Genomic DNA, 26,659 nt, shown 5'->3' on the forward strand with positions numbered 1-26,659 from the left:
ACGGCGACCGCTTTCCGGGACCCCCGTTTTGGTGCACCGGACGCGCTGGCGTAGGATGGACCGTCGGCTCACTCGTAGCGTGCTTCAGCGCGCCCTCTTCCCCCCGGGGAAGGGGTGAACCCAGGTTCGCACGAGCGTTCCGCATACGGTAGCCGGTCCCGGAAGGTGGATCTCGCAGTTCATGGCTAAGAAGCAAGGCGCCATTGAGATCGAGGGCACCGTGATCGAGTCTCTGCCGAACGCGATGTTCAAGGTCGAGCTGCAGAACGGTCACAAGGTCCTCGCGCACATCAGTGGCAAGATGCGCATGCACTACATCCGCATCCTGCCGGACGACCGGGTCGTCGTGGAGCTCAGCCCCTACGACCTCACGCGCGGGCGGATCGTCTACCGCTACAAGTAAGAACGTCAGATCTAGACCCGGAGAACCTGAAACATGAAGGTCAAGCCGAGCGTCAAGAAGATCTGCGACAAGTGCAAGGTGATCCGCCGCCACGGCCGGGTCATGGTGATCTGCGACAACCTGCGCCACAAGCAGCGCCAGGGCTGATCACTCTTCAGCATTTCTCGTAGTACTTCGCGCGACGCGAAAACGTCATAAGCGGGCTACCCGATCCGTCCGTTCCCGGACGGACTGCCACCCCCGGTCAGAGGCCGGGGCTCCCTCACCGTGAGGTGTCGGAGTAGGTAGCACGCAAGACCTCTGAAGAACCACAGGAGCCTTGAATGGCACGCCTCGCCGGCGTTGATCTCCCCCGTGAGAAGCGGATCGAGATCGCCCTTACGTACGTGTACGGCATCGGCCGTACCCGCGCCCAGCAGACCCTGGCCGAGACCGGTGTCAACCCGGATGTCCGCGTTCGCGACATCTCCGAGGACGACCTCGTCAAGCTGGGCCAGTACATCGACGCCAACTACACGGTCGAGGGTGACCTCCGCCGTGAGGTGGCCGCCGACATCCGCCGCAAGGTCGAGATCGGCTGCTACGAGGGTCTGCGTCACCGCCGCGGCCTGCCGGTCCGCGGCCAGCGCACCCACACCAACGCGCGTACCCGCAAGGGCCCGCGTCGCGCGATCGCCGGTAAGAAGAAGCCGGGCAAGAAGTAGTCCGTCCCGTAACCGGACATCCCTCCGGCCCGCGGGTCAGCGGACCGACCACCTCAGTAGGAGAACAGACTTATGCCCCCCAAGGGTCGTCAGGCTGCCGGCGCGAAGAAGATCCGCCGCAAGGAAAAGAAGAACGTCGCTCACGGCCACGCGCACATCAAGAGCACGTTCAACAACACCATCGTTTCGATCACCGACCCCGCGGGCAACGTGATCTCCTGGGCCTCCGCCGGCCACGTCGGCTTCAAGGGCTCGCGCAAGTCGACCCCGTTCGCCGCGCAGATGGCCGCCGAGGCCGCTGCCCGTCGCGCGCAGGAGCACGGCATGCGCAAGGTCGACGTCTTCGTGAAGGGTCCGGGCTCCGGCCGCGAGACCGCGATCCGTTCGCTCCAGGCCACCGGCCTGGAGGTCGGCTCGATCCAGGACGTCACCCCCACCCCGCACAACGGCTGCCGTCCGCCGAAGCGCCGCCGCGTCTGACGCAGCGCCTTCGGGCACGCGGGTGATGTTTTAACCTCGTACGGGCTCCCACGCAGTGATTGGTCGCTGCCTACGGGAGCCCGTACGCTTGGTCCTGTCGGCATCAAATAGTGGGTGCCGAAGACAACTGGAGGATTCCCCCCATGCTTATCGCTCAGCGCCCCTCGCTGACCGAAGAGGTCGTCGACGAGTTCCGCTCGCGGTTCGTGATCGAGCCGCTGGAGCCGGGCTTCGGCTACACCCTCGGCAACTCCCTGCGCCGCACGCTCCTGTCGTCGATCCCGGGTGCCGCTGTCACCAGCATCCGCATCGACGGCGTCCTGCACGAGTTCACCACCGTGCCGGGCGTCAAGGAGGACGTGACCGACCTCATCCTCAACATCAAGCAGCTGGTCGTCTCCTCGGAGCACGACGAGCCGGTCGTGATGTACCTGCGCAAGCAGGGCCCGGGTGTCGTCACCGCCGCCGACATCGCCCCGCCGGCGGGTGTCGAGGTGCACAACCCGGAGCTGGTCCTCGCCACGCTGAACGGCAAGGGCAAGCTGGAGATGGAGCTGACCGTCGAGCGCGGTCGCGGCTACGTCTCCGCCGTCCAGAACAAGGCCTCCGGCCAGGAGATCGGCCGCATCCCGGTCGACTCGATCTACAGCCCCGTGCTGAAGGTCACCTACAAGGTCGAGGCCACCCGTGTCGAGCAGCGGACCGACTTCGACAAGCTGATCGTCGACGTCGAGACCAAGCCCGCCATGCGTCCGCGCGACGCCATGGCCTCGGCCGGCAAGACCCTGGTGGAGCTGTTCGGCCTCGCCCGCGAGCTGAACATCGACGCCGAGGGCATCGACATGGGCCCGTCCCCGACGGACGCCGCCCTGGCCGCCGACCTGGCGCTGCCGATCGAGGAGCTGGAGCTCACGGTCCGCTCCTACAACTGCCTCAAGCGCGAGGGCATCCACACCGTGGGTGAGCTCGTCGCCCGCTCCGAGGCCGACCTGCTCGACATCCGCAACTTTGGTGCGAAGTCGATCGACGAGGTCAAGGCGAAGCTGGCCGGCATGGGCCTGGCCCTCAAGGACAGCCCGCCCGGGTTCGACCCGACCGCCGCCGCCGACGCCTTCGGCGCCGACGACCTCGACGACTCGCACTTCGCCGAGACCGAGCAGTACTGAGAGAATTGGCCGCGGGGGCGGTTCCACGAACCGCCCCCGTCGTCGTGAAAGTCGTACGGGCAACAGTGCCCGTGCGCCCGCTGCGGTACCTGATACGGCCGTAGTCGGAGATCCAAGGAGTAATCCATGCCGCGTCCCACCAAGGGTGCCCGCCTCGGCGGCGGCCCGCACCACGAGCCGCTGCTGCTCGCCGGTCTGTGCCGGGAGCTGTTCCAGTACGGCCGCATCACCACGACCGAGGCCAAGGCCCGTCGGATGCGCCCGCTGGCGGAGAAGCTGATCACCAAGGCGAAGAAGGGCGACATCCACAACCGTCGCCTGGTGCGCAAGACCATCACCGACGTGTCGGTGCTGCACACCCTCTTCACCGAGATCGCGCCGCGCTACGAGAACCGCCCGGGTGGTTACACCCGTATCACCAAGATCGGTCCCCGTCGTGGCGACAACGCCCCGATGGCCGTGATCGAGCTGGTCGAGGCGCTGACCGTCGCGCAGACCGCCGTCGGCGAGGCCGAGGCCGCCACCAAGCGTGCCGTCAAGGAGGCCGACGCCAAGGTCGAGGAGACCAAGGCCGACGCCGCCGAGGCCGAGCAGGCCTGACACCTCTGGGTGTGTTGCGGGCCCGCTTCCCCAGTGATGGGGGAGCGGGCCCGTTCCTTGTTCTTCGAGGTCCCGGGAGAAGAGAAGCAGTGGTCAACGAGTGCGTCGAGCAGCCGCCGGTGAAGGACGGCCCGGCCGACGGGTACGTCCGGGTCCGGCTCGACCTCGCCTACCAGGGTGCCGAGTTCTCCGGCTGGGCCCGCCAGAAGGGCGGCCGCCGGACGGTCCAGGAGGAGATCGAGAGCGCGCTGCAGGTCGTCACCCGCAGCCCGGAGCTGTTCCCGCTGACCGTGGCCGGCCGCACCGACGCCGGGGTGCACGCCCGAGGCCAGGTCGCCCACGTCGACCTGCCGGCCGAGCTGTGGGCGGAGCACCGGGAGAAGCTGCTGCGCCGGCTGGCGGGCCGGCTGCCCGGGGACGTCCGGATCTACCGGGTCGGCGAGGCGCCGGCCGGGTTCGACGCCCGCTTCTCGGCCGTCTGGCGCCGGTACGCGTACCGAGTCTCCGACCACCCCGGCGGGGTGGACCCGCTGCTGCGCGGCCACGTGCTCTGGCACGACCGGCCGCTGGACGTGGAGAAGATGAACGCCGCCGCGAAGCTGCTGCTCGGCGAGCACGACTTCGCCGCGTACTGCAAGAAGCGCGAGGGCGCCACCACCATCCGCACCCTGCTGGAGCTGCACTGGGACCGCGTCCCGGTGGACCCGTACGCCGCCCAGGAGGGCTCGCTCGCGGTCGCCACCGTGCGGGCCGACGCCTTCTGCCACAACATGGTCCGGGCGCTGGTCGGCGCGATGCTGCTGGTCGGCGACGGGCACCGGCCGGTGGAGTTCCCCGGCGAGGTGCTGGCCGGCGGGGTGCGCAACTCCGCCGTCAACGTGATCCGGCCGTACGGGCTCACGCTGGAGGAGGTCGGCTACCCGCCGGACGACCAGCTGGCCGAGCGCAACCGCGCGGCCCGGCGGATGCGGACCCTGCCCGGTCAGCCGGCCATCGGTTAATCCGTTTTGGCCCGGCGCGTCCGCTTGGGAGAATCGTTCCCATGGGACACGTCGAGATTTCGCACCTGGAGTACTACCTGCCGGACGGGCGCGTGTTGTTCGACGACGCGTCCTTCCGGGTCGGAGAGGGCGCCGCGGTCGCCCTGGTCGGTGCCAACGGCGCCGGCAAGACCACCCTGCTCCGGATGATCGCGGGGGACATCCAGCCGCACGGCGGCACGGTGACGATCAGCGGCGGGCTCGGCGTGATGCGCCAGTTCGTCGGCACCACCGGCCGCGAGGACCAGCAGTCCACCCCGGGCGCGCTGCCGGCCGACGCCTCGGTGCGCGACCTGCTGGTCTCCGTCGCCCCCGAGCGGATCGCCAAGGCCGCCCGCGCGGTGGACGCCGCCGAGCTGGCGATGATCGCCCAGGACGACGAGAAGACGCAGATGGCCTACGCCCAGGCGCTCTCCGACTGGGCCGACGTCGGCGGCTACGACTACGAGACCGACTGGGACGTCTGCACGATGGCGGCCCTCGGGGTGTCCTTCGACAAGGCCCAGTGGCGCGGCCTGAACACCCTCTCCGGCGGCGAGCAGAAGCGGCTGGTGCTGGAGGCGCTGCTGCGCGGCCCCGAAGAGGTGCTGCTGCTCGACGAGCCCGACAACTACCTGGACGTCCCGGCGAAGCGCTGGCTGGAGGAGGCCCTCAAGGCCACCTCGAAGACCGTCCTGTTCATCTCGCACGACCGCGAGCTGCTCTCCAAGACCGCCGACAAGATCATCTCCGTGGAGTCCGGCGCGGCGGGCAGCAGCGTCTGGGTGCACGGCGGCGGCTTCGACTCCTTCCACGAGGCCCGCAAGGACCGCTTCGCGCGGTTCGAGGAGCTCGGCCGGCGCTGGGACGAGGAGCACGCCAAGCTCAAGAAGCTGGTCGTCACCCTGCGCCAGGCCGCCGCCGTCAGCCACGCCCTGGCCACCCGCTACGCCGCCGCCCAGACCCGGCTGAAGAAGTTCGAGGAGGCCGGGCGGCCGGAGGAGCCCCCGCGCGAGCAGAGCATCACCATGCGGCTCAAGGGCGGGCGCACCGGTGTGCGCTCCTTCACCCTGGAGCAGCTGGAGCTCACCGGCCTGATGCGGCCCTTCGACCTGGAGGTCTTCTACGGCGAGCGGGTCGCGGTGCTGGGCGCCAACGGCGCCGGCAAGTCGCACCTGCTGCGGCTGCTCGCGGGGGACGAGACCGTCGAGCACACCGGCGCCTGGAAGCTCGGTGCCCGGGTCGTGCCCGGCCACTTCCGGCAGACCCACGCCCACCCGGAGCTGTTCGGCCGCACCGTGCGGTCGATCGTCGAGGAGGAGCACGCGCTCAGCCGGGGCGCCGCGATGGGGGCGCTGCGCCGGTACGAGCTGGACCGCCAGGAGGAGCAGAAGTTCGAGTCGCTGTCCGGCGGGCAGCAGGCCCGGCTGATGATCCTCAAGCTCGAACTCTCCGGTGTCACGGCCCTCTTGCTGGACGAGCCGACCGACAACCTGGACCTGGAGAGCGCCGAGGCGCTGCAGGCCGGCCTGGAGGCCTTCGACGGCACCGTGCTGTGCGTCACCCACGACCGCTGGTTCGCCAAGACCTTCGACCGTTTCCTGGTGTTCGGCGCGGACGGCCGGGTGTTCGAGTCGCCGGAACCGGTCTGGGACGTGACCCGCGTGGAGCGCGAACGCTGAGTGACGGCCGGGCCGCGGGCCGGGCCTCCGGCCGGAAGGAGCCGACCCATTTTTGACCCCTTCGGATCCGGCCGGTAACCTGGACGCTTGATGTGCGTATTGGCTCGCTCTATCTCACGTGAGAGGTCGGTACGCCGGAGACATCAGGTCGTCGACCAGCGGTCACCCTTGAATTGCGTCCAAGGTTGGCCAGGCTGCTCTGCCGTCCGGGTGCTCCTGTCAGGACTCACTCACTGAAAAGCGAAGGCTACGACCGTGCGTACGTACAGCCCCAAGCCCGGCGACGTCCAGCGTCAGTGGCACGTCATCGACGCGACCGACGTCGTGCTCGGCCGCCTGGCCTCCCAGGCCGCCAACCTCCTCCGGGGCAAGCACAAGGCGATCTACGCGCCGCACGTTGACACTGGTGACTTCGTCATCATCATCAACGCCGACAAGGTGCACCTGTCCGGTAACAAGAAGACCCAGAAGCTGGCCTACCGCCACTCGGGCTTCCCGGGCGGTCTGCGCTCGGTGCGCTACGACGACCTGCTGGCGAACAACCCGGAGAAGGCCGTCGAGAAGGCCATCAAGGGCATGATCCCCAAGAACAGCCTGGGCCGCCAGATGCTCTCGAAGCTGAAGGTCTACTCGGGCGACCAGCACCCCCACGCTGCCCAGCAGCCGGTGCCGTTCGAGATCACCCAGGTCGCGCAGTAATTCGGCCACCAAGCCCCCCAACACTGAAAAGAGCTGAGGAACACCGTGGCCGAGACCACTGAAACCCTTGAGGTCGACTTCGACGAGGCCGTTGAGGCCGTCGAGGGCGAGTACACCTCCGAGGAGAGCTACACCTCCGAGTCGCTGGCCGGCCGCTTCGGCGAGGCCGTCCCCGGCGCCGGCCTGGGCCGTCGCAAGGAGGCGATCGCCCGCGTGCGCATCGTCCCCGGCACCGGCCAGTGGAAGATCAACGGTCGCACCCTCGAGGGTTACTTCCCCAACAAGGTGCACCAGCAGACCGTGAACGAGCCCTTCAAGCTCCTCGAGCTGGACGGCCGTTACGACGTCGTCGCCCGCATCAGCGGTGGCGGCGTCTCCGGCCAGGCCTACGCGCTGCGCCTCGGCGTCGCCCGTGCCCTGAACGAGGCCGACGTGGACAACAACCGCGGCGCGCTGAAGAAGGCCGGCTTCCTGACCCGTGACGCCCGCGCCGTCGAGCGCAAGAAGGCCGGTCTGAAGAAGGCCCGCAAGGCGCCGCAGTACAGCAAGCGCTAATCGCCTCCCCCGGGGGTGCGGTCCGCCCTGGCGGCGCACCCCCTGGTTGCGCGAAAAACCGTCGCCCCGGAGTACCTCGCGTACTCCGGGGCGACGTGTTCCCCGGCTACTGCGCGGCGGCCGGGATCATCGGTTTGGGTTCCGAGCAGTGGTGATGGAGGACGGGACAGTGGGACGACTCTTCGGTACGGACGGCGTGCGCGGGGTGGCCAACGAGGGCCTGACGGCGGAGCTGGCGCTCGGCCTGTCGGTCGCCGCGGCCCATGTGCTCGGCGAGGCCGGCGCCTTCGACGGCCACCGGCCGGTCGCGGTGGTCGGCCGTGACCCGCGCGCCTCGGGCGAGTTCCTGGAGGCCGCCGTCATCGCCGGTCTGGCGAGCGCCGGCGTCGACGTCCTGCGGGTCGGCGTCCTGCCCACCCCGGCCGTGGCGTACCTCACCGGCGCGCTCGGCGCCGACTTCGGCGTGATGCTGTCCGCCAGCCACAACGCCATGCCGGACAACGGCATCAAGTTCCTCGCCCGTGGCGGCCACAAGCTGGACGACCGCATCGAGGACGCGATCGAGACCCACTACCGCAAGCACACCCTCGGCGACGAGGACTGGAACCGTCCGACCGGCGCGGCCGTCGGCCGGGTGCGCGAGTACACCGAGGGCTTCGACAAGTACGTCGCCCACCTGATCGGCGTGCTGCCCAACCGCCTGGACGGCATCAAGGTCGTCATCGACGGCGCCCACGGCGCGGCCGCCTACGTCGCCCCCGAGGCCTTCGCCCGGGCCGGCGCCGAGGTGGTCCACACCCTGGGGGCCGAGCCCACCGGCCTCAACATCAACGACGGCGTCGGCTCCACCCACCTGGACCGGCTGCGCGTCGCCATGAAGGAGCACCGGGCCGACCTCGGCATCGCCCTGGACGGGGACGCCGACCGCTGCCTGGCCGCCGACGCCGAGGGCAACGAGGTGGACGGCGACCAGATCATCGCCATCCTCGCGATCGCCATGAAGGAGGCCGGCACCCTGCGCGGCAACACCGCCGTGGCCACCGTGATGTCCAACCTCGGCTTCAAGCTGGCGATGGAGCGCGAGGGCGTCGAGCTGGTGGAGACCGCCGTCGGCGACCGCTACGTGCTGGAGGCGATGAAGGAGCACGGCTTCGCGCTGGGCGGCGAGCAGTCCGGCCACGTGATCCTGCTGGACCACGCCACCACCGGTGACGGCACCCTGACCGGCCTGATGCTGGGCGCCCGGCTGGCCGCCACCAAGCAGCCGCTGGCCGACCTGGCCGCCGTGATGACCCGGCTGCCGCAGGTGCTGATCAACGTCAAGGGCGTCGACAAGTCCCGGGTGAGGACGAGCACCGAGCTGGCCGCCGCGGTCGCCGAGGCCGAGGCCGAGCTGGGCTCCACCGGCCGGGTGCTGCTGCGCCCGTCGGGCACCGAGCCGCTGGTCCGGGTGATGGTCGAGGCCGCCGACCCGGCGCAGGCCGAGACGGTCGGGCAGCGCCTGGCCGAGGCCGTGCGCACCCACCTGGGCTGAGCCCCGGAGATACGGTGAAGGGCCCCCGCGCGCCGCGGGGGCCCTTCGTGTCGTGCGCTCCTCCGGAGGTGCCTCCCCGGGCGCGCCCCCGAGGGGCGCTCGTCGGGGTGGGCTCGTCGGGGTGGGCTCGTCGGGGTGGGCTCAGAGCTTGCGCAGCAGGGCCCGGCGGACCTTGTGGTCCTGGCCCTTCTGGAGGATCAGGGTGGCCCGGCCGCGGGTCGGCAGCACGTTCTCCAGCAGGTTGGGCTTGTTGATGGTGCGCCAGACCTGCCGGCCGTACTCCATCGCCTCCTCCTCCGGCACCTCGGTGAAGCGGCGGAAGTAGGAGTTCGGGTCCTGGAAGGCGGTCTGCCGCAGCTTGCGGAAGCGGTCCAGGTACCAGTGCTCGATGTCGTCGGTCCGGGCGTCGACGTAGATCGAGAAGTCGAAGTAGTCGGCCACCGCGAGGCGGGTGCGGCCGTCGCTGCCGGGCAGGGCCGGCTGGAGCACGTTCAGGCCCTCGACGATCAGGATGTCCGGGCGCTCCACGGTCAGCCGCTCGCCCTGCACGATGTCGTACACCAGGTGCGAGTAGACCGGCGCGCTGACCCGCTCCTTGCCCGCCTTCACGTCCGCGACGAAGCGCATCAGCGCCCGGCGGTCGTACGACTCCGGGAAGCCCTTGCGGGCCATCAGGCCGCGGCGGCGCAGCTCGGCGTTGGGGAGCAGGAAGCCGTCGGTGGTGACCAGTTCGACCCGGGGGTGCTCGGGCCAGCGGGCCAGCAGCGCCTGCAGCAGACGGGCGGTGGTGGACTTGCCGACCGCGACGGAGCCGGCCACGCCGATGATGAACGGGGTGCGGGTGCGCTCGGTGTCCGGGGTGTCCAGGAACGTGCCCAGCGTCCCGCGCAGCTCGTGCGTGGCGTGGATGTACAGGTTCAGCAGGCGCGACAGCGGCAGGTAGACGTCGCGGACCTCGTCCAGGTCGAGGGCGGTCCCGAGGCCGCGCAGCCGTTCCACCTCCTCGGCGGTCAGCGGCAGCGGCGTACGCTCGCGCAGCGCGCTCCACTCGGCCCGGCTGAGGTCCACGTAGGGGGACGGGGACGGGCCGGGCGTGGCGGCGCCCGGCGTACAGAGTTCGGTCAGCACATGCTCCATTGTGAGCCGTCGCGGCGTTCACGGTGGCTGTGGTGTCGGTCACGCAGTGTTCCCGCGCGGCGGGAAAACGGCCACAGAACCGCCCTTATGCTGGCACGCATGTGCGGAATTGTTGGATACGTGGGCGCTCAGACCGCCCTCGACGTAGTAATCGCAGGCTTGCAGCGACTGGAGTACCGGGGCTACGACTCGGCCGGTGTCGCGGTGCAGGTCCAGGACTCCGAAGGGCAGTGGAGCCTGGCCACCGACAAGCGGGCGGGCAAGCTCGCCAACCTGGAGAAGTCGCTCGCCGAGACCCCTCTGCCCGGCGGCACCACCGGCATCGGCCACACCCGCTGGGCCACCCACGGCGGCCCGACGGACGCCAACGCCCACCCCCACCTGGACGACCGCGAGCGGGTCGCGGTGGTGCACAACGGCATCATCGAGAACTTCGCCCAGCTGCGCGCAGAGATCGCCGAGCGCGGCCACACCCTCCGGTCCGAGACCGACACCGAGGTCGTCGCCCACCTGCTGGGCGAGGCCTACGCGGGCGACCTCGCCGAGGCCATGCGGGCGGTCTGCCGTCAGCTGGAGGGCGCCTTCACCCTGGTCGCCGTGCACGCGGACGCGCCGGACGTGGTCGTCGGTGCCCGCCGCAACTCGCCGCTGGTGGTCGGCCGCGGCGAGGGCGAGAACTTCCTCGCCTCGGACGTCGCCGCCTTCATCGCCCACACCCGTGAGGCGATCGAGCTGGGCCAGGACCAGGTGGTCGAGCTACGCCGGGAGGGAGTGACCGTCACCAACTTCGACGGCACCCCGGCCGACGTGCGCGAGTACCACGTGGACTGGGACGCCTCCGCCGCCGAGAAGGGCGGCTACGACTACTTCATGCTCAAGGAGATCGCCGAGCAGCCGAAGGCGGTCGCCGACACCCTGCTCGGCCGGATCGGCACCGACGGCCGGCTGACCCTCGACGAGCTGCGGATCTCCGACGCCGACCTGCGCTCGGTCGACAAGGTCGTCATCGTGGCCTGCGGCACGGCCTTCCACGCCGGCATGATCGCCAAGTACGCGATCGAGCACTGGACCCGCATCCCCTGCGAGGTCGAGGTCGCCTCCGAGTTCCGCTACCGCGACCCGATCATGGGCCCGGGCACGCTGGTCATCGCCATCTCGCAGTCCGGCGAGACCATGGACACCCTGATGGCCCTGCGGCACGCCCGCGAGCAGGGCGCCAAGGTGCTGGCGATCTGCAACACCAACGGCTCCACCATCCCGCGCGAGTCGGACGCGGTGCTGTACACCCACGCCGGTCCGGAGGTCGCGGTCGCCTCGACCAAGGCGTTCCTGACCCAGCTGGTCGCCTGCTACCTGGTCGCCCTGTACCTGGGCCAGGTGCGCGGCACCAAGTGGGGCGACGAGATCTTCGCCGTCATCAAGGAGCTCGGCGACGCGCCGAAGCAGGTCGAGCAGGTCCTGGAGACCATGGAGCCGGTGCGCGAGCTGGCCCGCTCGCTGGCCGACGCCCGCTCGGTGCTGTTCCTCGGCCGCCACGTCGGCTTCCCGGTGGCCCTGGAGGGCGCGCTCAAGCTCAAGGAGCTGGCGTACATGCACGCCGAGGGCTTCGCGGCGGGCGAGCTCAAGCACGGCCCGATCGCGCTGATCGAGGAGGGGCTGCCGGTCGTGGTGGTCGTGCCCTCGCCGCGCGGGCGGTCGATCCTGCACGACAAGATCGTCTCCAACATCCAGGAGATCCGGGCCCGCGGCGCCCGCACGATCGTGATCGCCGAGGAGGGCGACGAGGCCGTCGTCCCGTACGCGGACCACCTGATCCGCATCCCGGCCACCCCGACCCTGCTCCAGCCGCTGGTCTCCACCGTCCCGCTCCAGGTCTTCGCCTGCGAGCTGGCCACGGCCAAGGGCCACGAGGTCGACCAGCCGCGCAACCTGGCGAAGTCGGTCACCGTCGAGTAGCCGCTCGGCCGTACGGCGCCCCTGCGGTGGCTGCGTCCTACCGCAGGGGCGCCGTGTCGAGTGCGAACGAGAAGGGGGCGGGGAGGTCGATCGCCTTGCCGAACTCGACCTTGGTCTGGGTGATGTAGTCCTCGCCGTCGGGTTCAGTGAACAGGGTGATCATGCCTTCGCCGCGGTCGATCAGCAGGTAGCAGGGGATCCCAGCAGCGGCGTAGCCCCTGCGCTTGGGCTCGCGGTCCTTGTGCGGGTTGATCGACGTGATCTCGAAGACCAGCAAGACCCCTTCCGCAGAAGCCCACGAGTCGGCGTGCTCGAAATGGCCGACCGGGCTCAGGGTGCCGTCGGGGATGAACCGTCCTTTGGGCGTGATCAGTCCCTTGTTCCCGGACAGATCGAACTCGGCCTCGGCCTTGCGCATGAACTGCCTGTTCAGCAGGGAGAACGCGGTCTCGTGTTCGCCGTCCGGCGGTGGTGTCACGACGATCTCCCCTTCGATGAACTCGGCCTTGCTTCCCAGCGGGGTGTCCAGCCCCAGAAACGCCTGGAGGAGGCTCTCCTCGCCCAGCGGGTGCTCGACTGCCGGCATGGCGACCATGGCCCTTCTCCCTCCTGCTGGTCTGTACCGAGCGACAAAGTAGGCGTACGGACCGGAGCCGGTGGGGGATCGAAGTGGGTGTCACTCGAAAGTGTGCCGCAGGCCCGGCTCCCGTGGGGCGGTGACGCGGGCTAGCGTCGGCGGTAGCCGACCGCTGAAGGAGTTCTCCCCATGCGTCATGCACACCCTGTGGAAACCGTCCGGGCCGCGGAGGCCGAGCTGATGGCGCGGCTGCCGGAGGGCACGCTGATGCAGCGGGCGGCCGCGGGGCTGGCCGCGACCTGTGCGCGGCTGCTGACCGGGCGTCGGGGGCGGGTGTACGGCAGTCGGGTGACGGTGCTCGCGGGCAGCGGGGACAACGGGGGTGACGCCCTGTACGCGGGGGCCGCGCTGGCCCGGCGCGGGGCGCGGGTGACGGCGGTGCTGCTGGTGCCGGAGAAGGCGCACCCGGGCGGGCTGGCCGCGCTGCGGGCCGCCCGTGGGCGGGTGACGGTGGAGCAGGAAGTCGGCCTGGCCGACTTCTCGCGCGCGGACCTGGTGCTGGACGGCATCGTCGGCATCGGCGGCCGCGGCGGGCTGCGCCCCGCGGCGGAGCCGTACGCGCGGGCGGCGCGACGCGGGGCGGTGGTCGCGGTGGACCTGCCGAGCGGGGTGGACGCCGACACCGGCGAGGTGCCGGGCGTGGCGCTGCGCGCGGACGTCACGGTCTGCTTCGGCACGTACAAGCCCGGTCTGCTGATCGATCCGGGGGCCTCGTACGCGGGCGCCGTGCAGCTGGTCGGCATCGGGCTGGAGCCGCCCGCCGCGGAGGTGACGGCGCTCCAGCACGCGGACGTGGCGGCGCTGCTGCCGGTGCCGGGCGCGGAGAGCGACAAGTACCGGCGCGGCGTGGTCGGGGTGGCGGCCGGCTCGGCGACGTACCCGGGGGCGGCGCTGCTCGCGGTGGCCGGGGCGCTGCACGGGGGCGCGGGAGCCGTCCGGTACGTGGGCACGGCGGCCGAGGAGGTGGTGCGGCGCTTCCCGGAGGTGCTGGTCGCCGAGGGCGGTCCGGCCGGGGCCGGGCGGGTGCAGGCCTGGGTGGTCGGTCCGGGCGGCGGCGAGGGGGCGCGGCAGGCGCTGGCCGAGGCGCTGGCGAGCGACGTCCCGGTGCTGGTGGACGCGGACGGGCTGACCGAGCTGGGCCGGCTCGGCCCGGACGCGCTGGCCGGCCGCACCGCGCCCACCCTGCTCACCCCGCACACCGGCGAGGCCGCCCGGCTGCTCGCGGGTGCCGGGGGCGGCACGCCGCCGGCCGCCGACGACCTGGCCGCGGCCCGGCTGGCCACCGCCCGCCGGCTGGCGGCCGATTACCGCGCGACGGTGCTGCTGAAGGGCTCCACCACGGTGGTCGCGGACCCGGGCGGGGCCGTCCGGGTGAACCCGACCGGCACCTCCTGGCTGGCCACGGCCGGCAGCGGCGACGTGCTGGCCGGGCTGGCCGGCTCCCTGCTGGCGGCCGGCCTCGCGCCGCTGGACGCCGCGTCGGCGGCCGCCTACCTGCACGGCCTGGCCGGCCGCGAGGCGGCGGGCGAGCCGGGCGCCCCGACGACGGCGCTCGCGGTGGCCGGCGCGCTGCCGGCGGTGTGGCGGGCGGTCCGGACGCCCTGACCGGGAAGGCCGGGAAGGCGCCCGGAGGGCCGGCAACCGGAACCGGACGGTCCGTCGAACGCGTCCGTGCAAGGGATGGACGAGCGGTTCGCCGCAGGTCGGCGCGGTGCGCGCGGCCCGGTCGTCGGCCGCCGCGCCGACGGGCCGTTCGGCGAGGACTCCGGGACGTCTGGGAGACTGACCCTGATGACAACTGCGAACACGATCGGCACAGCCACCCTCACCGACGGCGTACGGGCCGAGGCGACCATCGATCTCGCCGCCCTGCGCGGCAACCTCGCCGCGTTGCGCGAGCGCGTCGGCAGCACGGCGGTGATGCTCGCGGTCAAGGCGAACGCCTACGGCCACGGCGCGGTCGAGTGCGCCCGGGAGGCGGTCGCGAACGGGGTCGGCTGGCTCGGCTGCGCGACGCCGGACGAGGCGCTGGCCCTGCGGGCCGCGGGCATCCGCCCCGAGCAGGCCCGCATCCTGTGCTGGCTGTGGACGCCGGGCGGGCCGTGGCGCGAGGCGCTGCGCGCGGGCCTGGACATCTCGGTCAGCGGCCAGTGGGCGCTGGACGAACTGCTGCCCGCCGTGCGCGAGACCGGCATCCCGGCCCGGGTGCACCTGAAGGCCGACACCGGCCTCGGCCGCAACGGCTGCCAGCCGCACGACTGGCCGCGGCTGGTGGCCGCCGCCCGCCGGGCCGAGGCGGAGGGGCTGCTGACGGTCGTCGGCGTCTGGTCGCACTTCGCCGCGGCGGACGAGCCCGGCCACCCGTCGATCCAGGCCCAGCTGGACTCCTACCGCGTCGCGCTGGCCACGGCCGAGGCCGCCGGGCTGCGCCCCGAGGTCCGGCACCTGGCGAACTCCCCGGCCACCCTGCTGCTGCCGGAGTCGCACTTCGACCTGGTCCGCACCGGCCTGGCCGCGTACGGGCTGTCGCCGGTGCCCGAGGTGGGCTCGCCGGCGGACTTCGGGCTGCGCCCGGTGATGGCGCTGACCGCGCGGCTGGCGCTGGTCAAGCACGTCCCCGGCGGGCACGGGGTCAGCTACGGCCACCACTACACGACGCCGGGCGAGACGACGCTGGGCCTGGTCCCGGTCGGCTACGGCGACGGCATCCCCCGGCACGCCAGCGGCACCGGCCCGGTGCAGATCGACGGCAAGTGGCGCACGGTGGCCGGCCGGGTCGCGATGGACCAGTTCGTGGTGGACCTCGGCGGCGACGCCCCGGCGATCGGCGACGAGGTGCTGCTGTTCGGCAACGGCGAGCGCGGCGAGCCCACCGCCGAGGACTGGGCCCGCGCCTGCGGCACCGTCTCGTACGAGATCATCACCCGGATCGGTGCCCGGGTGCCCCGCCGCTACCTGGGCGGCAGCCACGCCGAGGTCCGGTCGGCATGACCGGGGGGCCGGCCGAGGGCAGCCCGGTCGCGGCGGTCGCCAGGGCGGCCGGTGCCGCCTCCGGGGTGAGCCGGGCGGGTGTGATCGGGATCTCGGTCGGCGTGCTGGCGGCCGGGGCGGCCGCGGGCGTCGCGATCGAGCGGCTGACCGTCGGCCGGGCGATGCGCCGCCGGGCCCGGGCCGAGCTGGACGCGAACGCCCCGTACGGTTCGCTGCGCGGGCGCCCGAGGACGGTGGCCGCGCCGGACGGCACCGAGCTGTACGTCGAGCTGGACGGCACCGGCTGGAGCGGGCCGGACGGCGGGACCGGTGCCGAGCCGCTGACCGTGGTGTTCTGCCACGGCTACTGCCTCAACCAGGACAGCTGGCACTTCCAGCGGGCCGCGCTGCGCGAGGGCCTGCGGCTGGTCTTCTGGGACCAGCGCAGCCACGGCCGCTCCGAGCGCTCCCGCTCGTACCTGGCGGGCGAGCCGGCCGGCATCGACCAGCTGGGCGGCGACCTCAAGGCGGTGGTCGACGCCGTCGCGCCGACCGGGCCGCTGGTGCTGGTGGGCCACTCGATGGGCGGCATGACGGTGATGGCGCTGGCCGACCAGCACCCGGAGCTGTTCCGCGAGCGCGTCGCCGGGGTGGCGCTGATCGGCACCCTCGCCGGGGACTGGAACGAGGTCAGCCTCGGCCTGCCGAAGGCCGGCGCGAAGCTGTTCAAGAAGGTCGCGCCCGGGGTGGTGAAGCTGCTGGGCCGCCAGGTCGACCTGGTCGAGGCGACCAGGCGGCTGGGCTCGGACGTGGCCGCCGTGTTCTACCGGAGGTTCTCCTTCGGCGGCCGGGACGTCGACCCCGGTGTGGTGCGCTTCGCCGAGCAGCTGCTGGACGCCACCCCGATCGACGTGGTCGCCGAGTTCTACCCGGTGTTCGGCGCGCACGAGAAGTACGGGGCGCTGGACGCCCTGCGCGGCCTGCCCGCGCTGGTGCTGGCCGGGACGAAGGACCTGCTGACGCCCTCGACGCACAGCGAGGCGATGGCCGAGCGGCTGCCCGGCGCGGAGCTGGTGCTGGCCGAGGGCGCCGGGCACCTGGTGATGCTGGAGTGCCCGGAGCTGGTCGACCACGAGCTGGCCCGGCTGCTGCGCCGGGCCGCCGGCTTCGCCGGGGCCGCGCCGCTGCCCGCGGCCGTCCTCGACCTGGCCGGGGAGCGGACCGCGGAGACCGTCGTCGACCCCGCCTGAGGCCCGGGTGCCCGCCCGGAGGGCCCACCCGCCGCGCGGGTGCCCGCCGATGTGGCACGGTAGCGGTGGCGGCCGGTGGTCGGCGCGCCGTACGGACCGAAGGGCAAGACACGCGCATGGGCTCGCACGCCACTCTCACCGTCCCCACCCCGGAGCGGATGGGCCGGCTCGGCCGGGAGCTGGCCGCGCTGCTGCGGCCGGGTGACCTGGTGCTGCTCTCCGGCGAGCTGGGGGCGGGGAAGACCACGCTGACCCGGGGCCTGGGGGAGGGGCTGCAGGTCCGCGGGGCGGTGACCTCGCCGACCTTCGTGATCGCCCGGGTGCACCCCTCGCTGGTCGGCGGCCCGGCGCTGGTGCACGTGGACGCGTACCGGCTGGGCGGGGACCTGGACGAGATGGAGGACCTCGACCTGGACGTCTCGCTGCCCGAGTCGGTGGTCGTGGTCGAGTGGGGCGAGGGCAAGGTCGAGCGGCTGTCCGAGGACCGGCTGGAGGTCCGGATCGAGCGCGCCATCGGCGGCACCGAGGGCGGGGACGACCAGGACCCGCGCCGGGTGGTGCTGACCGGCATCGGCCCGCGCTGGGCGGACGCGGCGCTGGCGGAACTCGGATAGCCGGGAGGGCGCCGACGGGGCTCCGACGACTCGCCGACATCTTGCCGACAGACTGTCGGCAAGATGTTGCGGCCGGGGTGCCGGGCGTGGTGGGATGGGTGCTGCGGTTAGGTCTGCCTAACTAGGGAGGCGCCATGTCGAGCACCACCCCCGCCCCGCAGCGCGCGGTCACCGCCGCCGGGGCCGGAGAGTCCGCCCGTCGCGTTCCGGGAGAGCCGATGCGGGCGCTGCTGGCCGCCTGCGCGGCCGCCGAGGCGGTGTCCACACCGCCCGGACCGCGCCCCCGGCAGGACGGACCGCGGCCCGGACACGACGAACGGCCCGAGGCGCGGACGCCCCGGGCCGCCTGAGGCCGCTCCTCCCGAACCCGAATTCGAACCCGAAGCCGGGCCGCCCGGTCCCGTCCGGGCTCAGGCGATCACGACCACCTTGGTGTCCTTCGGCGCGAAGTCCCAGAGCAGCTGCCCCTCGGCGCGGCCGCTGCGGATGCCGCCGGTCTTGGCGCTCGGGTCGGTGGTCGGCGTCGCGCCGTCCACCGCCGCGCTGAAGCCGAACACCACGCCGTTCTGCTGCGCGAAGCGCACCACGTGCTCGATCTGCTTGCCGTCCGTCCCGGTGGTGGTCGGGGTGCGGCTGTACACCGCGTAGCTGCCCGGGGCCGGCTCGACCGAGCCCGGGGTGACCGGGAAGGCGGCCGCGACCTGCGGGCTCTTCTTCGGGTCGACCAGCCAGACGTAGTGGCTGCCGACCGAGTACACCACCCGGGTGCCGGTGCCCGAGGTGGCCGGCAGCGGGGGGACGGTCGGGGTGGCCGCGGCGGTGGGCGCCGCGGCGGTGGCCGTGCCGGTCGCCGTGGTGGTGGCGGTGGGCTTGGGGCCGCCGGCCCGGTCCTGGGCGCCGTTGGCCTGGAAGGCCAGCAGGCTCACCACCGCCAGGGCCCCCAGGGTCAACCCCGTGACCACCACTCCAGGACCCATCTTCGCCACGTTGCCGCTCCCGCCGCCGTCCCTTTACGTACGGCCCCATCGTGCCAGGTTCATCCGCGCGGGTCGCAGTGCCTCGGATCTGTGTTCCCGCCTGGTACACCCTGCCGATCGGCCGGTCGGCCCAACGTCGGTCTAACCTTGACCCGTGCTGCTGCTCGCGTTCGACACCGCTACCCCCGCCGTCACCGCCGCCGTCCACGACGGCACGGCCGTCCTCGCCGAGACCCACCAGGTCGACGCCAGGCGCCACGGCGAACTGCTGCTGCCCGCGATCGACCAGGTGCTGCGGGCCGCCGGGGTGGACAAGCACCGGCTGACCGGCATCGCGGTCGGCGTCGGCCCCGGCCCGTACACCGGCCTGCGGGTCGGCCTGGTGACCGCCGCCGCGCTCGGCCACGCCCTCGGGCTGCCGGTGCACGGCGTCTGCACGCTGGACGCGATCGCCTTCCAGGCCCGCGCCGAGGGCCTGGCCGGGCAGCCGTTCACGGCCGCCACCGACGCGCGCCGCAAGGAGGTCTACTGGGCCTCGTACGACGCCGAGGGCCGCCGCACCGAGGGCCCCGCCGTGGACCGCCCGGCCGAGCTGACCCCGCAGCCGCGCTCCGTCGGCGCCGGCGCGCTGCTCTACCCCGACGCCTTCCCGGGCGGGCACGGCCCCGAGCACGTCTCGGCCGGCGCCCTGGCCGGCTTCGCCGCCGCCGAGCTGGCCGCCGGGCGCGAGCTGCTGCCCAACCACCCGCTGTACCTGCGCCGCCCGGACGCCCAGGTCCCCGCGGCCTACAAGAACGTTCTGGGAGGCAAGGCGGTGCTCCCGGCGTGAACCACGGCACCACCCTGCGCCCGATGCGCTGGTGGGACATCGCGCCGGTGCTGGAGCTGGAGCTGCGGCTCTTCCCCGAGGACGCCTGGTCCGCCGGGATGTTCTGGTCCGAACTGGCCGAGTCCCACCCCGGCGGCACCCGCCACTACACCGTCGCGGCCGCCCCGGACGGCAGGATCGTCGGCTACGCCGGACTGATGGCGATCGCCGGCGAGGGCGACGTCCAGACCATCGCCGTCGACGAGCGCCACCAGGGCGCCGGCCTCGGCACGGCGCTGCTCACCGACCTGATCCGGGAGGCCGCCCGGCGCGAGTGCGCCGAGCTGCTGCTGGAGGTGCGGGTGGACAACCCGCGCGCCCAGCGGCTGTACGAGCGCCACGGCTTCGAACCGGTGGGCATCCGGCGCGGCTACTACCAGCCCGCCAACGTCGACGCGCTGGTGATGCGCCTCGACCACCCGAGCACTGACAGCACTGACCCGAAGGACATTGAGGACACCCGCCATGGCTGACGAACCGCTCGTCCTCGGCATCGAGACCTCCTGCGACGAGACCGGCGTCGGCATCGTGCGCGGCACCACGCTGCTGGCCGACGCGGTCGCCTCCAGCGTCAACGACCACGCCCGCTTCGGCGGCGTCGTCCCGGAGATCGCCAGCCGCGCGCACCTGGAGGCGATGGTCCCGACCATCCAGCGCGCCCTGGACACCGCCGGGATCAAGGCGAGCGACCTGGACGGCATCGCCGTCACCGCAGGCCCCGGCCTGGCCGGCGCGCTGCTGGTCGGCGTCAGCGCCGCGAAGGCGTACGCCTGGGCGCTGGACAAGCCGCTGTACGGGGTCAACCACCTCGCCTCGCACATCTGCGTCGACCAGCTGGAGCACGGCCGGCTGCCCTCGCCGACGATGGCCCTGCTGGTCTCCGGCGGGCACTCCTCGCTGCTGCTCAGCGAGGACATCACCAGCGACGTCCGCCCGCTCGGCGCGACCATCGACGACGCGGCCGGCGAGGCCTTCGACAAGGTCGCCCGGGTGCTCGGCCTCGGCTTCCCCGGCGGCCCGATCGTCGACCGCACGGCCCGCGAGGGCGACCCGAAGGCGATCGCCTTCCCGCGCGGGCTGAGCGGCCGCAACGACCCGGCGTACGACTTCTCCTTCTCCGGCCTGAAGACCGCCGTCGCCCGCTGGGTGGAGGCCAAGCGCCGGGCCGGCGAGGAGGTGCCGGTCGCCGACGTGGCGGCGTCCTTCCAGGAGGCGGTCACCGACGTGCTCACCCGCAAGGCCGTCAAGGCGTGCAAGGACAACGGCGTCGACCACCTGATGATCGGCGGCGGCGTGGCGGCCAACTCGCGGCTGCGTGAGATGGCCCAGCAGCGCTGCGACCGGGCCGGCATCCGGCTGCGGGTGCCCCGGCCGGGCCTGTGCACCGACAACGGCGCGATGGTCGCGGCACTGGGCGCCGAGATGGTGTGGCGCGACCGCACGCCGTCCGCCCTCGACCTGTCGGCGGACTCCTCGCTGCCGGTGACCGAGACCCACGTGCCCCACACGGACTTCCACGGCCAGGCCTACGACGCCCTCGGCGGCGGCGCGGCATGACCGTCGCCGCGATGTGGGAGGCCCGGGCGGCGACCGGCCGGGGCGACGAACTCGCCGCCTGGGTACGGGAGTCGGTACTGCCCGCGGTCCGCGGCTCGGCCGGGCTGGAGCGCCTCGAACTGCTCTCCGCCCCGGGCGAGCGGGTGCTGCTGATCACCTGGTGGAACGGCGAGCCGGTGCCCGTCGCCGACCCGCCGGCCGGGCTGCTCGGCCGTCCGGTGCACCGCTGGTCCTTCACCAGCGAGCACGTCGAGTAGCCCCTGGCCGGGAACCGCCGCGGCGGTCGGTACCGTGCATAGCTGAGAGAAGGCTGGACGGGAACCGGGAGCGCGCAGCGGTGATCAGGCGGAGCAGGACCAGGACGTACGGGGTGGGGGCGCTGGCCCTGCTGGCCTTCGCCACCGCGTGCGGGGACAACGGGGGCGGTGGCGGTGCCGCCCCCGCCGCCACGACGGCGGCGGCCACGCCCCGGCCCACCGGCGCCGCGCCGACCAGCGCGTCGGCGCCCCCTTCGGCGGGCGCCCCGGCGGGCGCGGACGCGGCGGCCTGGGCCAAGTGGAACCTCACCCCGCTCGCCCCCGCCCCGGCGCCGCCCGCCGACAAGCCGATCAAGCTCGAACGGACCGGCCCCGTACCGGTGTTCAGCGATGTGAAGACCAGCGACAAGGTCGTCTTCATCACCATCGACGACGGCGCCGAGAAGGACCCGAAGTTCGTCGAGATGCTCACCGACCTCAAGGTGCCGATCTCGATGTTCCTGACGAAGGACATCGTCAAGAACGACTACGGCTACTTCAAGCCGCTCCAGGCGCTGGGCAACCACATCCAGAACCACACCGTGGACCACCCGGTGATGAGCAAGCTGTCGGCCGACAAGCAGAAGGCCGAGATCTGCGACGACCAGGCCGCGCTCACCCAGCAGTACGGCACCGCCCCGCTGCTGTTCCGCCCGCCGTTCGGCGACGGGGCCAACACCCCGATGCTCAACACCTCGGTGCAGCAGTGCGGCCCGCGCGCGATCGTGCTCTGGCGCGAGTCGATGCAGATCCACGACATGCAGTACCAGGCCGCGGACAAGAAGCTGAAGCCCGGCGACATCGTCCTGGCGCACTTCCGCGGCCCCAAGGAGCTCAAGGGCGCCACGATGACCCAGATGTTCGGCGACCTGCTGGCCCGGATCCAGGAGCAGGGCTTCTCGGTGGCCCGGCTGGAGGACTACATCCAGGCGCCCGCCTCGTAGCCCGGTCCCGGTCCCGGCGCCGTGGGCCGGGCCGCCGCGCCGGGGTCAGACCGGCTGCCCCAGCATCATCAGCGGCCCGTTGTCGGTGCGGCTGAGGATCACCGTGACGGTGTTCGGCCCGGAGGGCTTGAGCTGGCGGCGCAGCTCCTCCGGGGTGATCGCCATCCCGCGCTTCTTGATCACCACCGTGCCGACCGCCCGCTCGCGCAGCAGCGCCTTCAGCTTCTTGATGTTGAACGGGAGCACGTCGGTGAGCTCGAAGGCGTGCGCGTACGGCGTCGCGACCAGCTCGTCCGAGGTCAGGTAGGCGATCTTCGGGTCGATCAGCCGGCCCCCCACCTGCCCGGCCACCTCGGCCACCAGGTGGGCCCGGATCACCGCGCCGTCCGGCTCGTACAGGTAGCGCCCGACCGGGCCGGCCGGCGGGTCGGGCAGGTCGCCGCCGGTCAGGCTGGCGCCGTGCGGCAGCAGGGTGGCGCGGTGCGGGCTGGTGGCCCTGGTGCCGAACCAGAGCACCGCCTCCTTGACGTCGCCGTGGTCCGAGACCCACTCGGCCTCGGCGTCCTCCGGCACGGCCTCGTGCGGGATGCCCGGCGCGACCTTCAGCGCGCCGATCGGGGTCCGCCGGCCGGCCTCGATCGCCCAGGAGAGCGGCGGGGCGTACGCCTCCGGGTCGAACACCCGGCCGCGCGCGGTGCGCCGGGCCGGGTCGGTGAACACCGCGTCGTAGCCGGTGACGTCCACCTCGGCGACGTCCGCGCAGCGCACCTCGACCAGGTCGGCCAGGCCCAGCGCGGCCGCGTTGGCCGCGGTGGCGGCGCAGGCCGCCGGGTCCTTGTCGACGGCCAGCACCTCGATGCCGGCCCGGGCCAGCGCCAGCACGTCCCCGCCGATGCCGCAGCACAGGTCCGCCAGCCGCCGTACGCCCAGGTCGGCGAACCGCCGGGCCCGCCACTCGGCCACGCTGCGCCGGGTGGACTGCTCGACCCCGTTGGGCGTGAAGTACATCAGGTCGGCGTCCGCCCCGAACTTCGCCCGCGCCCGCTGCCGCAGCCGCGCCTGCCCGAACGCGGCCGACACCAGCTCCGCCGGGTGCTCCCGCCGCAGGCGGGTCGCCAGCGCGAGCTCCTCCTCGGGGGTGAACTCGCGCAGCTCGGCGAGCAGGGCCTGGCCCTCGGGGGTCAGCAGCGGCTGGAGGTTCTCGGTGTCCACGGGGCCATTCTCGCGGGTCGTCCTGGTGGCCGGTCGGCCGGAGCGGCCGCGCGGCGTTCACCGGCCGATGACGGGGACGTCGGAGGTCAACCAGAACACCAGCGGCATCAGCGGCGCGGCCGCCAGCGCGGCGTACGGCGTGATCCGGTACCCGAGCCGCCGGGTGCCGAGGCCGGTCAGTGCCAGCAGGACGAGCATCACCACGACGCCGAAGACGTCCAGGGCCTCCACCCCGGGGCCGTACAGGGCGAGCAGCTTCAGCCAGTTGAGCACGAACGACCCGACGGACGCCGCCGCGACGGCCCCGGCGACCACCACGGCGGCGAGCACCAGGTCCGGCGCCCAGTGGACCGGCGGCCGCCGGGGCGCGCCGTGGGGCCGGCTCACCGGAGCCACCCCGCGCCGGCGAGGGCGGTCAGCAGGGCGGGGCTGACCGCGGCGGCGACCGGGGTGATCCGGTAGCCCCGCCGGTGGGTGTACCGGGCCACCGTCACGACCGGGACGAGCAGCAGCGCGGTCGCGGCGCCCCGGGCCGCCCAGCCGCCGATCGCGGGGTGGGCCTCCAGCGCGAGCGCGGCCAGGAAGGCCGCGATCCAGCCGAACCCCAGCAGCGAGGCGGCCCCCAGGACCGTCAGCAGCGCGAGCAGCAGGTCCGTCGGACGGCCGACCGGGCGCAGCGGGTCGGCGGGCGGCAGCCGGTTCACCGCCACAGCACGCCCGAGGAGAGGACCGCCGGCAGCGCGAACGGGGCGAGCCCGGCGGCGACCGGGAGGAGCCGGTAGCCGGACCGCCGGCTGCGGAAGGCCACCACGAGGCCCGCCGCCAGGGCGACCACCGGGGCGGCCAGCATCCCGATGCCCAGGAAGGCCCACCCGCGCCCGTCCCCGTCGTCCCCGTAGCCGGGGATGCTGCCGAGGCAGGCGACGAGGAGGAAGGCGACGAACGGCAGCACGCCCCCCAGCAGGGGCAGCGACAGCAGGGCGAGGGCGGCGTCCTTGGGCCGGGACGGGCCGATGCGCACCGGGATCGAGGTCATGGCAGGAGTCTGGTGGGGCCGGGCCCGGTCGTACATGAGTACGGCTACTCATTCGCGAACCGGGGACTTCCGGGACTCGCCGTTGGCACTCTGGTTGACTGAGTGCTAACACGGCCCTATGGTCATCCTTGGCACTCACCACTAGGGGAGTGCTAACGCGACGACGTGTGTCTGACCCCCGCGACGGCAGGCCCGCAGGATCGCCCCTACCCGTTAGAAAACCCCGTAATCTCCGAAGGGGAGCTCGGACGTGACCACCAGCAGCAAGGTTGCCATCAAGCCGCTCGAGGACCGCATCGTGGTCCAGCCGCTCGACGCCGAGACCACCACGGCCTCCGGCCTGGTTATCCCGGACACCGCCAAGGAGAAGCCCCAGGAGGGCGTCGTCCTGGCCGTCGGCCCGGGCCGCTTCGAGGACGGTCAGCGTCTGCCGCTCGACCTCGCCGTCGGCGACATCGTCCTGTACTCGAAGTACGGCGGCACCGAGGTGAAGTACAAGGGCGAGGAGTACCTCGTCCTCTCGGCCCGCGACGTTCTCGCGGTCATCGAGAAGTAAGACGTACCGACCCGCCCCGGATCCGTGTCCCAGTGACAGGGGCCCGGGGCGTGGTTGTTGGTTCACGTAGTTCGGCGGCCGGTGGGCCGGCCGCAGCCCCGAGGGAATAGGGAACATGGCGAAGATCCTGCAGTTCGACGAGGACGCCCGCCGCTCGCTGGAGCGCGGTGTCAACAAGCTGGCCGACACCGTCAAGGTGACCATCGGCCCCAAGGGCCGCAACGTCGTCATCGACAAGAAGTTCGGCGCCCCGACCATCACCAACGACGGTGTCACCATCGCCCGCGAGGTCGAGCTGGACGACCCGTACGAGAACCTTGGCGCGCAGCTCGTCAAGGAGGTCGCCACCAAGACCAACGACGTCGCGGGTGACGGCACCACGACCGCCACCGTGCTGGCCCAGGCCCTGGTCAACGAGGGTCTGCGCAACGTCGCCGCCGGTGCCGGTCCGGCCGCCCTGAAGAAGGGCATCGACAAGGCCGTCGCCGCGGTCTCCGAGCACCTGCTGTCCGTCGCCCGCGAGATCGAGGGCAAGGACGACGTCGCCGCCGTCGCCTCCCTCTCCGCGCAGGACACCCAGGTCGGCGAGCTGATCGCCGAGGCGATCGACAAGGTCGGCAAGGACGGTGTCATCACCGTCGAGGAGTCGAACACCTTCGGCGTGGAGCTGGACTTCACCGAGGGCATGCAGTTCGACAAGGGCTACCTGTCGCCGTACTTCGTCACCGACGCCGAGCGCCAGGAAGCGGTCCTCGAGGACCCGTACATCCTGATCAACCAGGGCAAGATCTCCTCCATCCAGGAGCTGCTGCCGCTGCTGGAGAAGATCCTCCAGGGCGGTGCCTCCAAGCCGCTGCTGATCATCGCCGAGGACGTCGACGGCGAGGCGCTGTCGACCCTGGTCGTGAACAAGATCCGTGGCACCTTCAACGCCGTCGCCGTCAAGGCCCCGGGCTTCGGCGACCGCCGCAAGGCGATCCTCGGCGACCTGGCCGTCCTGACCGGTGGCCAGGTCATCTCCGAGGAGGTCGGCCTCAAGCTCGACCAGGTCGGCCTGGACGTGCTGGGCACCGCCCGCCGCGTGACCATCACCAAGGACGAGACCACGGTCGTCGACGGTGCCGGTGACTCCGAGGCCGTCGCCGGCCGCGTCGCCCAGATCAAGGGCGAGATCGCCGCGACCGACTCCGACTGGGACCGCGAGAAGCTGCAGGAGCGCCTGGCCAAGCTGGCCGGCGGCGTCTGCGTCATCAAGGTCGGCGCCGCCACCGAGGTGGAGCTGAAGGAGCGCAAGCACCGCCTGGAGGACGCCATCTCGGCGACCCGCGCCGCGGTCGAGGAGGGCATCGTCGCCGGCGGTGGCGCCTCCCTGGTCCACGCCGCCAAGGTGCTGGACGAGGGCCTGGGCCTGTCGGGTGACGAGGCCACCGGTGTCGCCGTGGTCCGCAAGGCGCTGCACGAGCCGCTGCGCTGGATCGCCCAGAACGCCGGCCTGGAGGGCTACGTCATCACCTCCAAGGTCGCCGAGCTGGAGATCGGCCAGGGCTACAACGCCGCCACCGGCGAGTACGGCGACCTGGTGAAGGCCGGCGTCATCGACCCGGTCAAGGTCACCCGCTCCGCCCTGGAGAACGCCGCCTCGATCGCCTCCCTGCTTCTCACCACCGAGACCCTCGTGGTGGAGAAGAAGGAGGAGGAGGCCGACAACGGTCACGGTCACGGCCACGGCCACTCGCACTGAGGCTCCGACGCCTGACCGGAGGCCCGGTCCGCTCCCCCCGGGGGGAGCGGACCGGGCCTCCGGTCA

At 72.5% G+C, this 26,659-nt stretch carries 31 protein-coding genes; 24 read left to right on the forward strand and 7 right to left on the reverse strand.

The window, feature by feature from the left end; genetic code table 11:
- Positions 1-181: 181 nt before the first annotated feature.
- The 11 genes from infA (at position 182) to glmM (ending at position 8,842) form a co-directional block, all read left to right on the forward strand.
- A complete protein-coding gene (infA, locus tag ACFU7Z_RS01085) occupies positions 182-403 on the forward strand; it encodes a translation initiation factor IF-1 (protein ID WP_003956442.1) in 222 nt (73 codons plus the stop codon).
- 33 nt (positions 404-436) lie between these two features.
- Positions 437-550, forward strand: coding sequence for a 50S ribosomal protein L36 (gene rpmJ, locus ACFU7Z_RS01090; RefSeq protein WP_003956441.1), 114 nt, complete (start codon positions 437-439; stop codon positions 548-550).
- 176 nt (positions 551-726) lie between these two features.
- Positions 727-1,107 carry a 30S ribosomal protein S13 gene (gene rpsM, locus ACFU7Z_RS01095; protein ID WP_049649048.1) on the forward strand — a complete coding sequence of 127 codons (381 nt, stop codon included), beginning with the start codon at positions 727-729 and terminating at the stop codon, positions 1,105-1,107.
- Positions 1,108-1,179: 72 nt separating this feature from the next.
- Positions 1,180-1,587: a 30S ribosomal protein S11 gene (gene rpsK, locus ACFU7Z_RS01100; RefSeq protein ID WP_030232513.1), complete on the forward strand. Its 408-nt coding sequence runs from the start codon at positions 1,180-1,182 to the stop codon at positions 1,585-1,587.
- 143 nt (positions 1,588-1,730) lie between these two features.
- Positions 1,731-2,753, forward strand: coding sequence for a DNA-directed RNA polymerase subunit alpha (locus ACFU7Z_RS01105; RefSeq protein ID WP_049649049.1), 1,023 nt, complete (start codon positions 1,731-1,733; stop codon positions 2,751-2,753).
- Between the two features lie 126 nt (positions 2,754-2,879).
- Positions 2,880-3,353, forward strand: coding sequence for a 50S ribosomal protein L17 (gene rplQ, locus ACFU7Z_RS01110; RefSeq protein ID WP_049649050.1), 474 nt, complete (start codon positions 2,880-2,882; stop codon positions 3,351-3,353).
- A gap of 89 nt (positions 3,354-3,442) precedes the next feature.
- Complete coding sequence (truA, locus tag ACFU7Z_RS01115) at positions 3,443-4,354, forward strand: tRNA pseudouridine(38-40) synthase TruA (protein ID WP_074003957.1); 912 nt, start codon at positions 3,443-3,445, stop codon at positions 4,352-4,354.
- A gap of 41 nt (positions 4,355-4,395) precedes the next feature.
- Positions 4,396-6,054 (forward strand): ABC-F family ATP-binding cassette domain-containing protein, encoded by a 1,659-nt coding sequence (locus tag ACFU7Z_RS01120; RefSeq protein ID WP_049649052.1) that lies wholly within the window; start codon positions 4,396-4,398, stop codon positions 6,052-6,054.
- 255 nt (positions 6,055-6,309) lie between these two features.
- On the forward strand, positions 6,310-6,753 hold the full coding sequence (gene rplM, locus ACFU7Z_RS01125; protein ID WP_030055846.1) for a 50S ribosomal protein L13: 444 nt from the start codon (positions 6,310-6,312) through the stop codon (positions 6,751-6,753).
- 45 nt (positions 6,754-6,798) lie between these two features.
- Positions 6,799-7,308, forward strand: a complete 510-nt coding sequence (gene rpsI / locus ACFU7Z_RS01130) for a 30S ribosomal protein S9 (RefSeq protein ID WP_049649053.1) — start codon at positions 6,799-6,801, stop codon at positions 7,306-7,308.
- Positions 7,309-7,477: 169 nt separating this feature from the next.
- Positions 7,478-8,842: a phosphoglucosamine mutase gene (gene glmM, locus ACFU7Z_RS01135; RefSeq protein WP_049649054.1), complete on the forward strand. Its 1,365-nt coding sequence runs from the start codon at positions 7,478-7,480 to the stop codon at positions 8,840-8,842.
- 141 nt (positions 8,843-8,983) lie between these two features.
- Here glmM and coaA read toward each other — a convergent pair whose 3' ends face one another.
- Positions 8,984-9,979: a type I pantothenate kinase gene (gene coaA, locus ACFU7Z_RS01140; protein ID WP_049649055.1), complete on the reverse strand. Its 996-nt coding sequence runs from the start codon at positions 9,977-9,979 to the stop codon at positions 8,984-8,986.
- A gap of 99 nt (positions 9,980-10,078) precedes the next feature.
- Here coaA and glmS point away from each other — a divergent pair, with 99 nt between their 5' ends.
- Complete coding sequence (glmS, locus tag ACFU7Z_RS01145; protein WP_117488219.1) at positions 10,079-11,935, forward strand: glutamine--fructose-6-phosphate transaminase (isomerizing); 1,857 nt, start codon at positions 10,079-10,081, stop codon at positions 11,933-11,935.
- A 37-nt stretch (positions 11,936-11,972) separates the two neighbouring features.
- On the opposite strand, the gene ACFU7Z_RS01150 is transcribed toward glmS, so the two are convergent.
- On the reverse strand, positions 11,973-12,521 hold the full coding sequence (locus ACFU7Z_RS01150; protein WP_049649063.1) for a Uma2 family endonuclease: 549 nt from the start codon (positions 12,519-12,521) through the stop codon (positions 11,973-11,975).
- A 180-nt stretch (positions 12,522-12,701) separates the two neighbouring features.
- Here ACFU7Z_RS01150 and ACFU7Z_RS01155 point away from each other — a divergent pair, with 180 nt between their 5' ends.
- The 5 genes from ACFU7Z_RS01155 (at position 12,702) to ACFU7Z_RS01175 (ending at position 17,756) form a co-directional block, all read left to right on the forward strand.
- Positions 12,702-14,177, forward strand: coding sequence for an NAD(P)H-hydrate dehydratase (locus tag ACFU7Z_RS01155; protein ID WP_380775141.1), 1,476 nt, complete (start codon positions 12,702-12,704; stop codon positions 14,175-14,177).
- A gap of 186 nt (positions 14,178-14,363) precedes the next feature.
- On the forward strand, positions 14,364-15,563 hold the full coding sequence (gene alr, locus ACFU7Z_RS01160) for an alanine racemase (protein ID WP_049655958.1): 1,200 nt from the start codon (positions 14,364-14,366) through the stop codon (positions 15,561-15,563).
- A complete protein-coding gene (locus ACFU7Z_RS01165) occupies positions 15,560-16,792 on the forward strand; it encodes an alpha/beta fold hydrolase (RefSeq protein ID WP_380775142.1) in 1,233 nt (410 codons plus the stop codon). Before alr ends, ACFU7Z_RS01165 begins: the two co-directional genes overlap by 4 nt.
- A 116-nt stretch (positions 16,793-16,908) precedes the next feature.
- Positions 16,909-17,406, forward strand: a complete 498-nt coding sequence (gene tsaE / locus ACFU7Z_RS01170) for a tRNA (adenosine(37)-N6)-threonylcarbamoyltransferase complex ATPase subunit type 1 TsaE (RefSeq protein WP_049655956.1) — start codon at positions 16,909-16,911, stop codon at positions 17,404-17,406.
- 134 nt (positions 17,407-17,540) lie between these two features.
- Positions 17,541-17,756 (forward strand): hypothetical protein, encoded by a 216-nt coding sequence (locus ACFU7Z_RS01175; RefSeq protein WP_049655953.1) that lies wholly within the window; start codon positions 17,541-17,543, stop codon positions 17,754-17,756.
- Positions 17,757-17,816: 60 nt separating this feature from the next.
- Here ACFU7Z_RS01175 and ACFU7Z_RS01180 read toward each other — a convergent pair whose 3' ends face one another.
- Positions 17,817-18,383 carry a hypothetical protein gene (locus tag ACFU7Z_RS01180; RefSeq protein ID WP_049655963.1) on the reverse strand — a complete coding sequence of 189 codons (567 nt, stop codon included), beginning with the start codon at positions 18,381-18,383 and terminating at the stop codon, positions 17,817-17,819.
- A 154-nt stretch (positions 18,384-18,537) separates the two neighbouring features.
- On the opposite strand from ACFU7Z_RS01180, the gene tsaB reads away from it, so the two are divergent.
- The 5 genes from tsaB to ACFU7Z_RS01205 all read left to right on the forward strand — a co-directional run bounded on the left by tsaB (position 18,538) and on the right by ACFU7Z_RS01205 (position 22,048).
- A complete protein-coding gene (gene tsaB / locus ACFU7Z_RS01185; RefSeq protein ID WP_380775144.1) occupies positions 18,538-19,212 on the forward strand; it encodes a tRNA (adenosine(37)-N6)-threonylcarbamoyltransferase complex dimerization subunit type 1 TsaB in 675 nt (224 codons plus the stop codon).
- 23 nt (positions 19,213-19,235) lie between these two features.
- Complete coding sequence (gene rimI / locus ACFU7Z_RS01190) at positions 19,236-19,724, forward strand: ribosomal protein S18-alanine N-acetyltransferase (RefSeq protein ID WP_049655961.1); 489 nt, start codon at positions 19,236-19,238, stop codon at positions 19,722-19,724.
- Positions 19,717-20,808 carry a tRNA (adenosine(37)-N6)-threonylcarbamoyltransferase complex transferase subunit TsaD gene (gene tsaD, locus ACFU7Z_RS01195; protein WP_049655951.1) on the forward strand — a complete coding sequence of 364 codons (1,092 nt, stop codon included), beginning with the start codon at positions 19,717-19,719 and terminating at the stop codon, positions 20,806-20,808. The genes rimI and tsaD overlap by 8 nt, the downstream gene beginning before the upstream one ends.
- Positions 20,805-21,065, forward strand: coding sequence for a hypothetical protein (locus ACFU7Z_RS01200; protein ID WP_074003950.1), 261 nt, complete (start codon positions 20,805-20,807; stop codon positions 21,063-21,065). Before tsaD ends, ACFU7Z_RS01200 begins: the two co-directional genes overlap by 4 nt.
- An 80-nt stretch (positions 21,066-21,145) precedes the next feature.
- Entirely contained in the window at positions 21,146-22,048 is a 903-nt protein-coding gene (locus tag ACFU7Z_RS01205) for a polysaccharide deacetylase family protein (RefSeq protein WP_107418825.1), read from the forward strand.
- A 45-nt stretch (positions 22,049-22,093) separates the two neighbouring features.
- Here the strand turns inward: ACFU7Z_RS01205 and ACFU7Z_RS01210 are convergent, their stop codons facing one another.
- Genes ACFU7Z_RS01210 through ACFU7Z_RS01225 form a run of 4 tightly spaced genes read right to left on the reverse strand, consistent with a single transcriptional unit; the run spans position 22,094 to position 24,296 of the window.
- Positions 22,094-23,260, reverse strand: coding sequence for a class I SAM-dependent methyltransferase (locus ACFU7Z_RS01210; protein ID WP_049655947.1), 1,167 nt, complete (start codon positions 23,258-23,260; stop codon positions 22,094-22,096).
- 57 nt (positions 23,261-23,317) lie between these two features.
- Positions 23,318-23,647 carry a hypothetical protein gene (locus tag ACFU7Z_RS01215; RefSeq protein ID WP_380775146.1) on the reverse strand — a complete coding sequence of 110 codons (330 nt, stop codon included), beginning with the start codon at positions 23,645-23,647 and terminating at the stop codon, positions 23,318-23,320.
- Positions 23,644-23,964, reverse strand: a complete 321-nt coding sequence (locus tag ACFU7Z_RS01220; RefSeq protein ID WP_380775147.1) for a hypothetical protein — start codon at positions 23,962-23,964, stop codon at positions 23,644-23,646. Before ACFU7Z_RS01220 ends, ACFU7Z_RS01215 begins: the two co-directional genes overlap by 4 nt.
- On the reverse strand, positions 23,961-24,296 hold the full coding sequence (locus ACFU7Z_RS01225; RefSeq protein ID WP_380775149.1) for a hypothetical protein: 336 nt from the start codon (positions 24,294-24,296) through the stop codon (positions 23,961-23,963). The genes ACFU7Z_RS01220 and ACFU7Z_RS01225 overlap by 4 nt, the downstream gene beginning before the upstream one ends.
- Before the next feature lie 250 nt (positions 24,297-24,546).
- On the opposite strand from ACFU7Z_RS01225, the gene groES reads away from it, so the two are divergent.
- Together groES and groL are read left to right on the forward strand one after the other, a co-directional pair.
- Complete coding sequence (gene groES / locus ACFU7Z_RS01230; protein WP_049654366.1) at positions 24,547-24,852, forward strand: co-chaperone GroES; 306 nt, start codon at positions 24,547-24,549, stop codon at positions 24,850-24,852.
- A 115-nt stretch (positions 24,853-24,967) separates the two neighbouring features.
- Positions 24,968-26,593, forward strand: a complete 1,626-nt coding sequence (gene groL, locus ACFU7Z_RS01235; protein ID WP_049654364.1) for a chaperonin GroEL — start codon at positions 24,968-24,970, stop codon at positions 26,591-26,593.
- Positions 26,594-26,659 lie beyond the last annotated feature (66 nt).

The organism is Kitasatospora sp. NPDC057518 (assembly GCF_042802075.1).
Lineage (GTDB): Bacteria > Actinomycetota > Actinomycetes > Streptomycetales > Streptomycetaceae > Kitasatospora.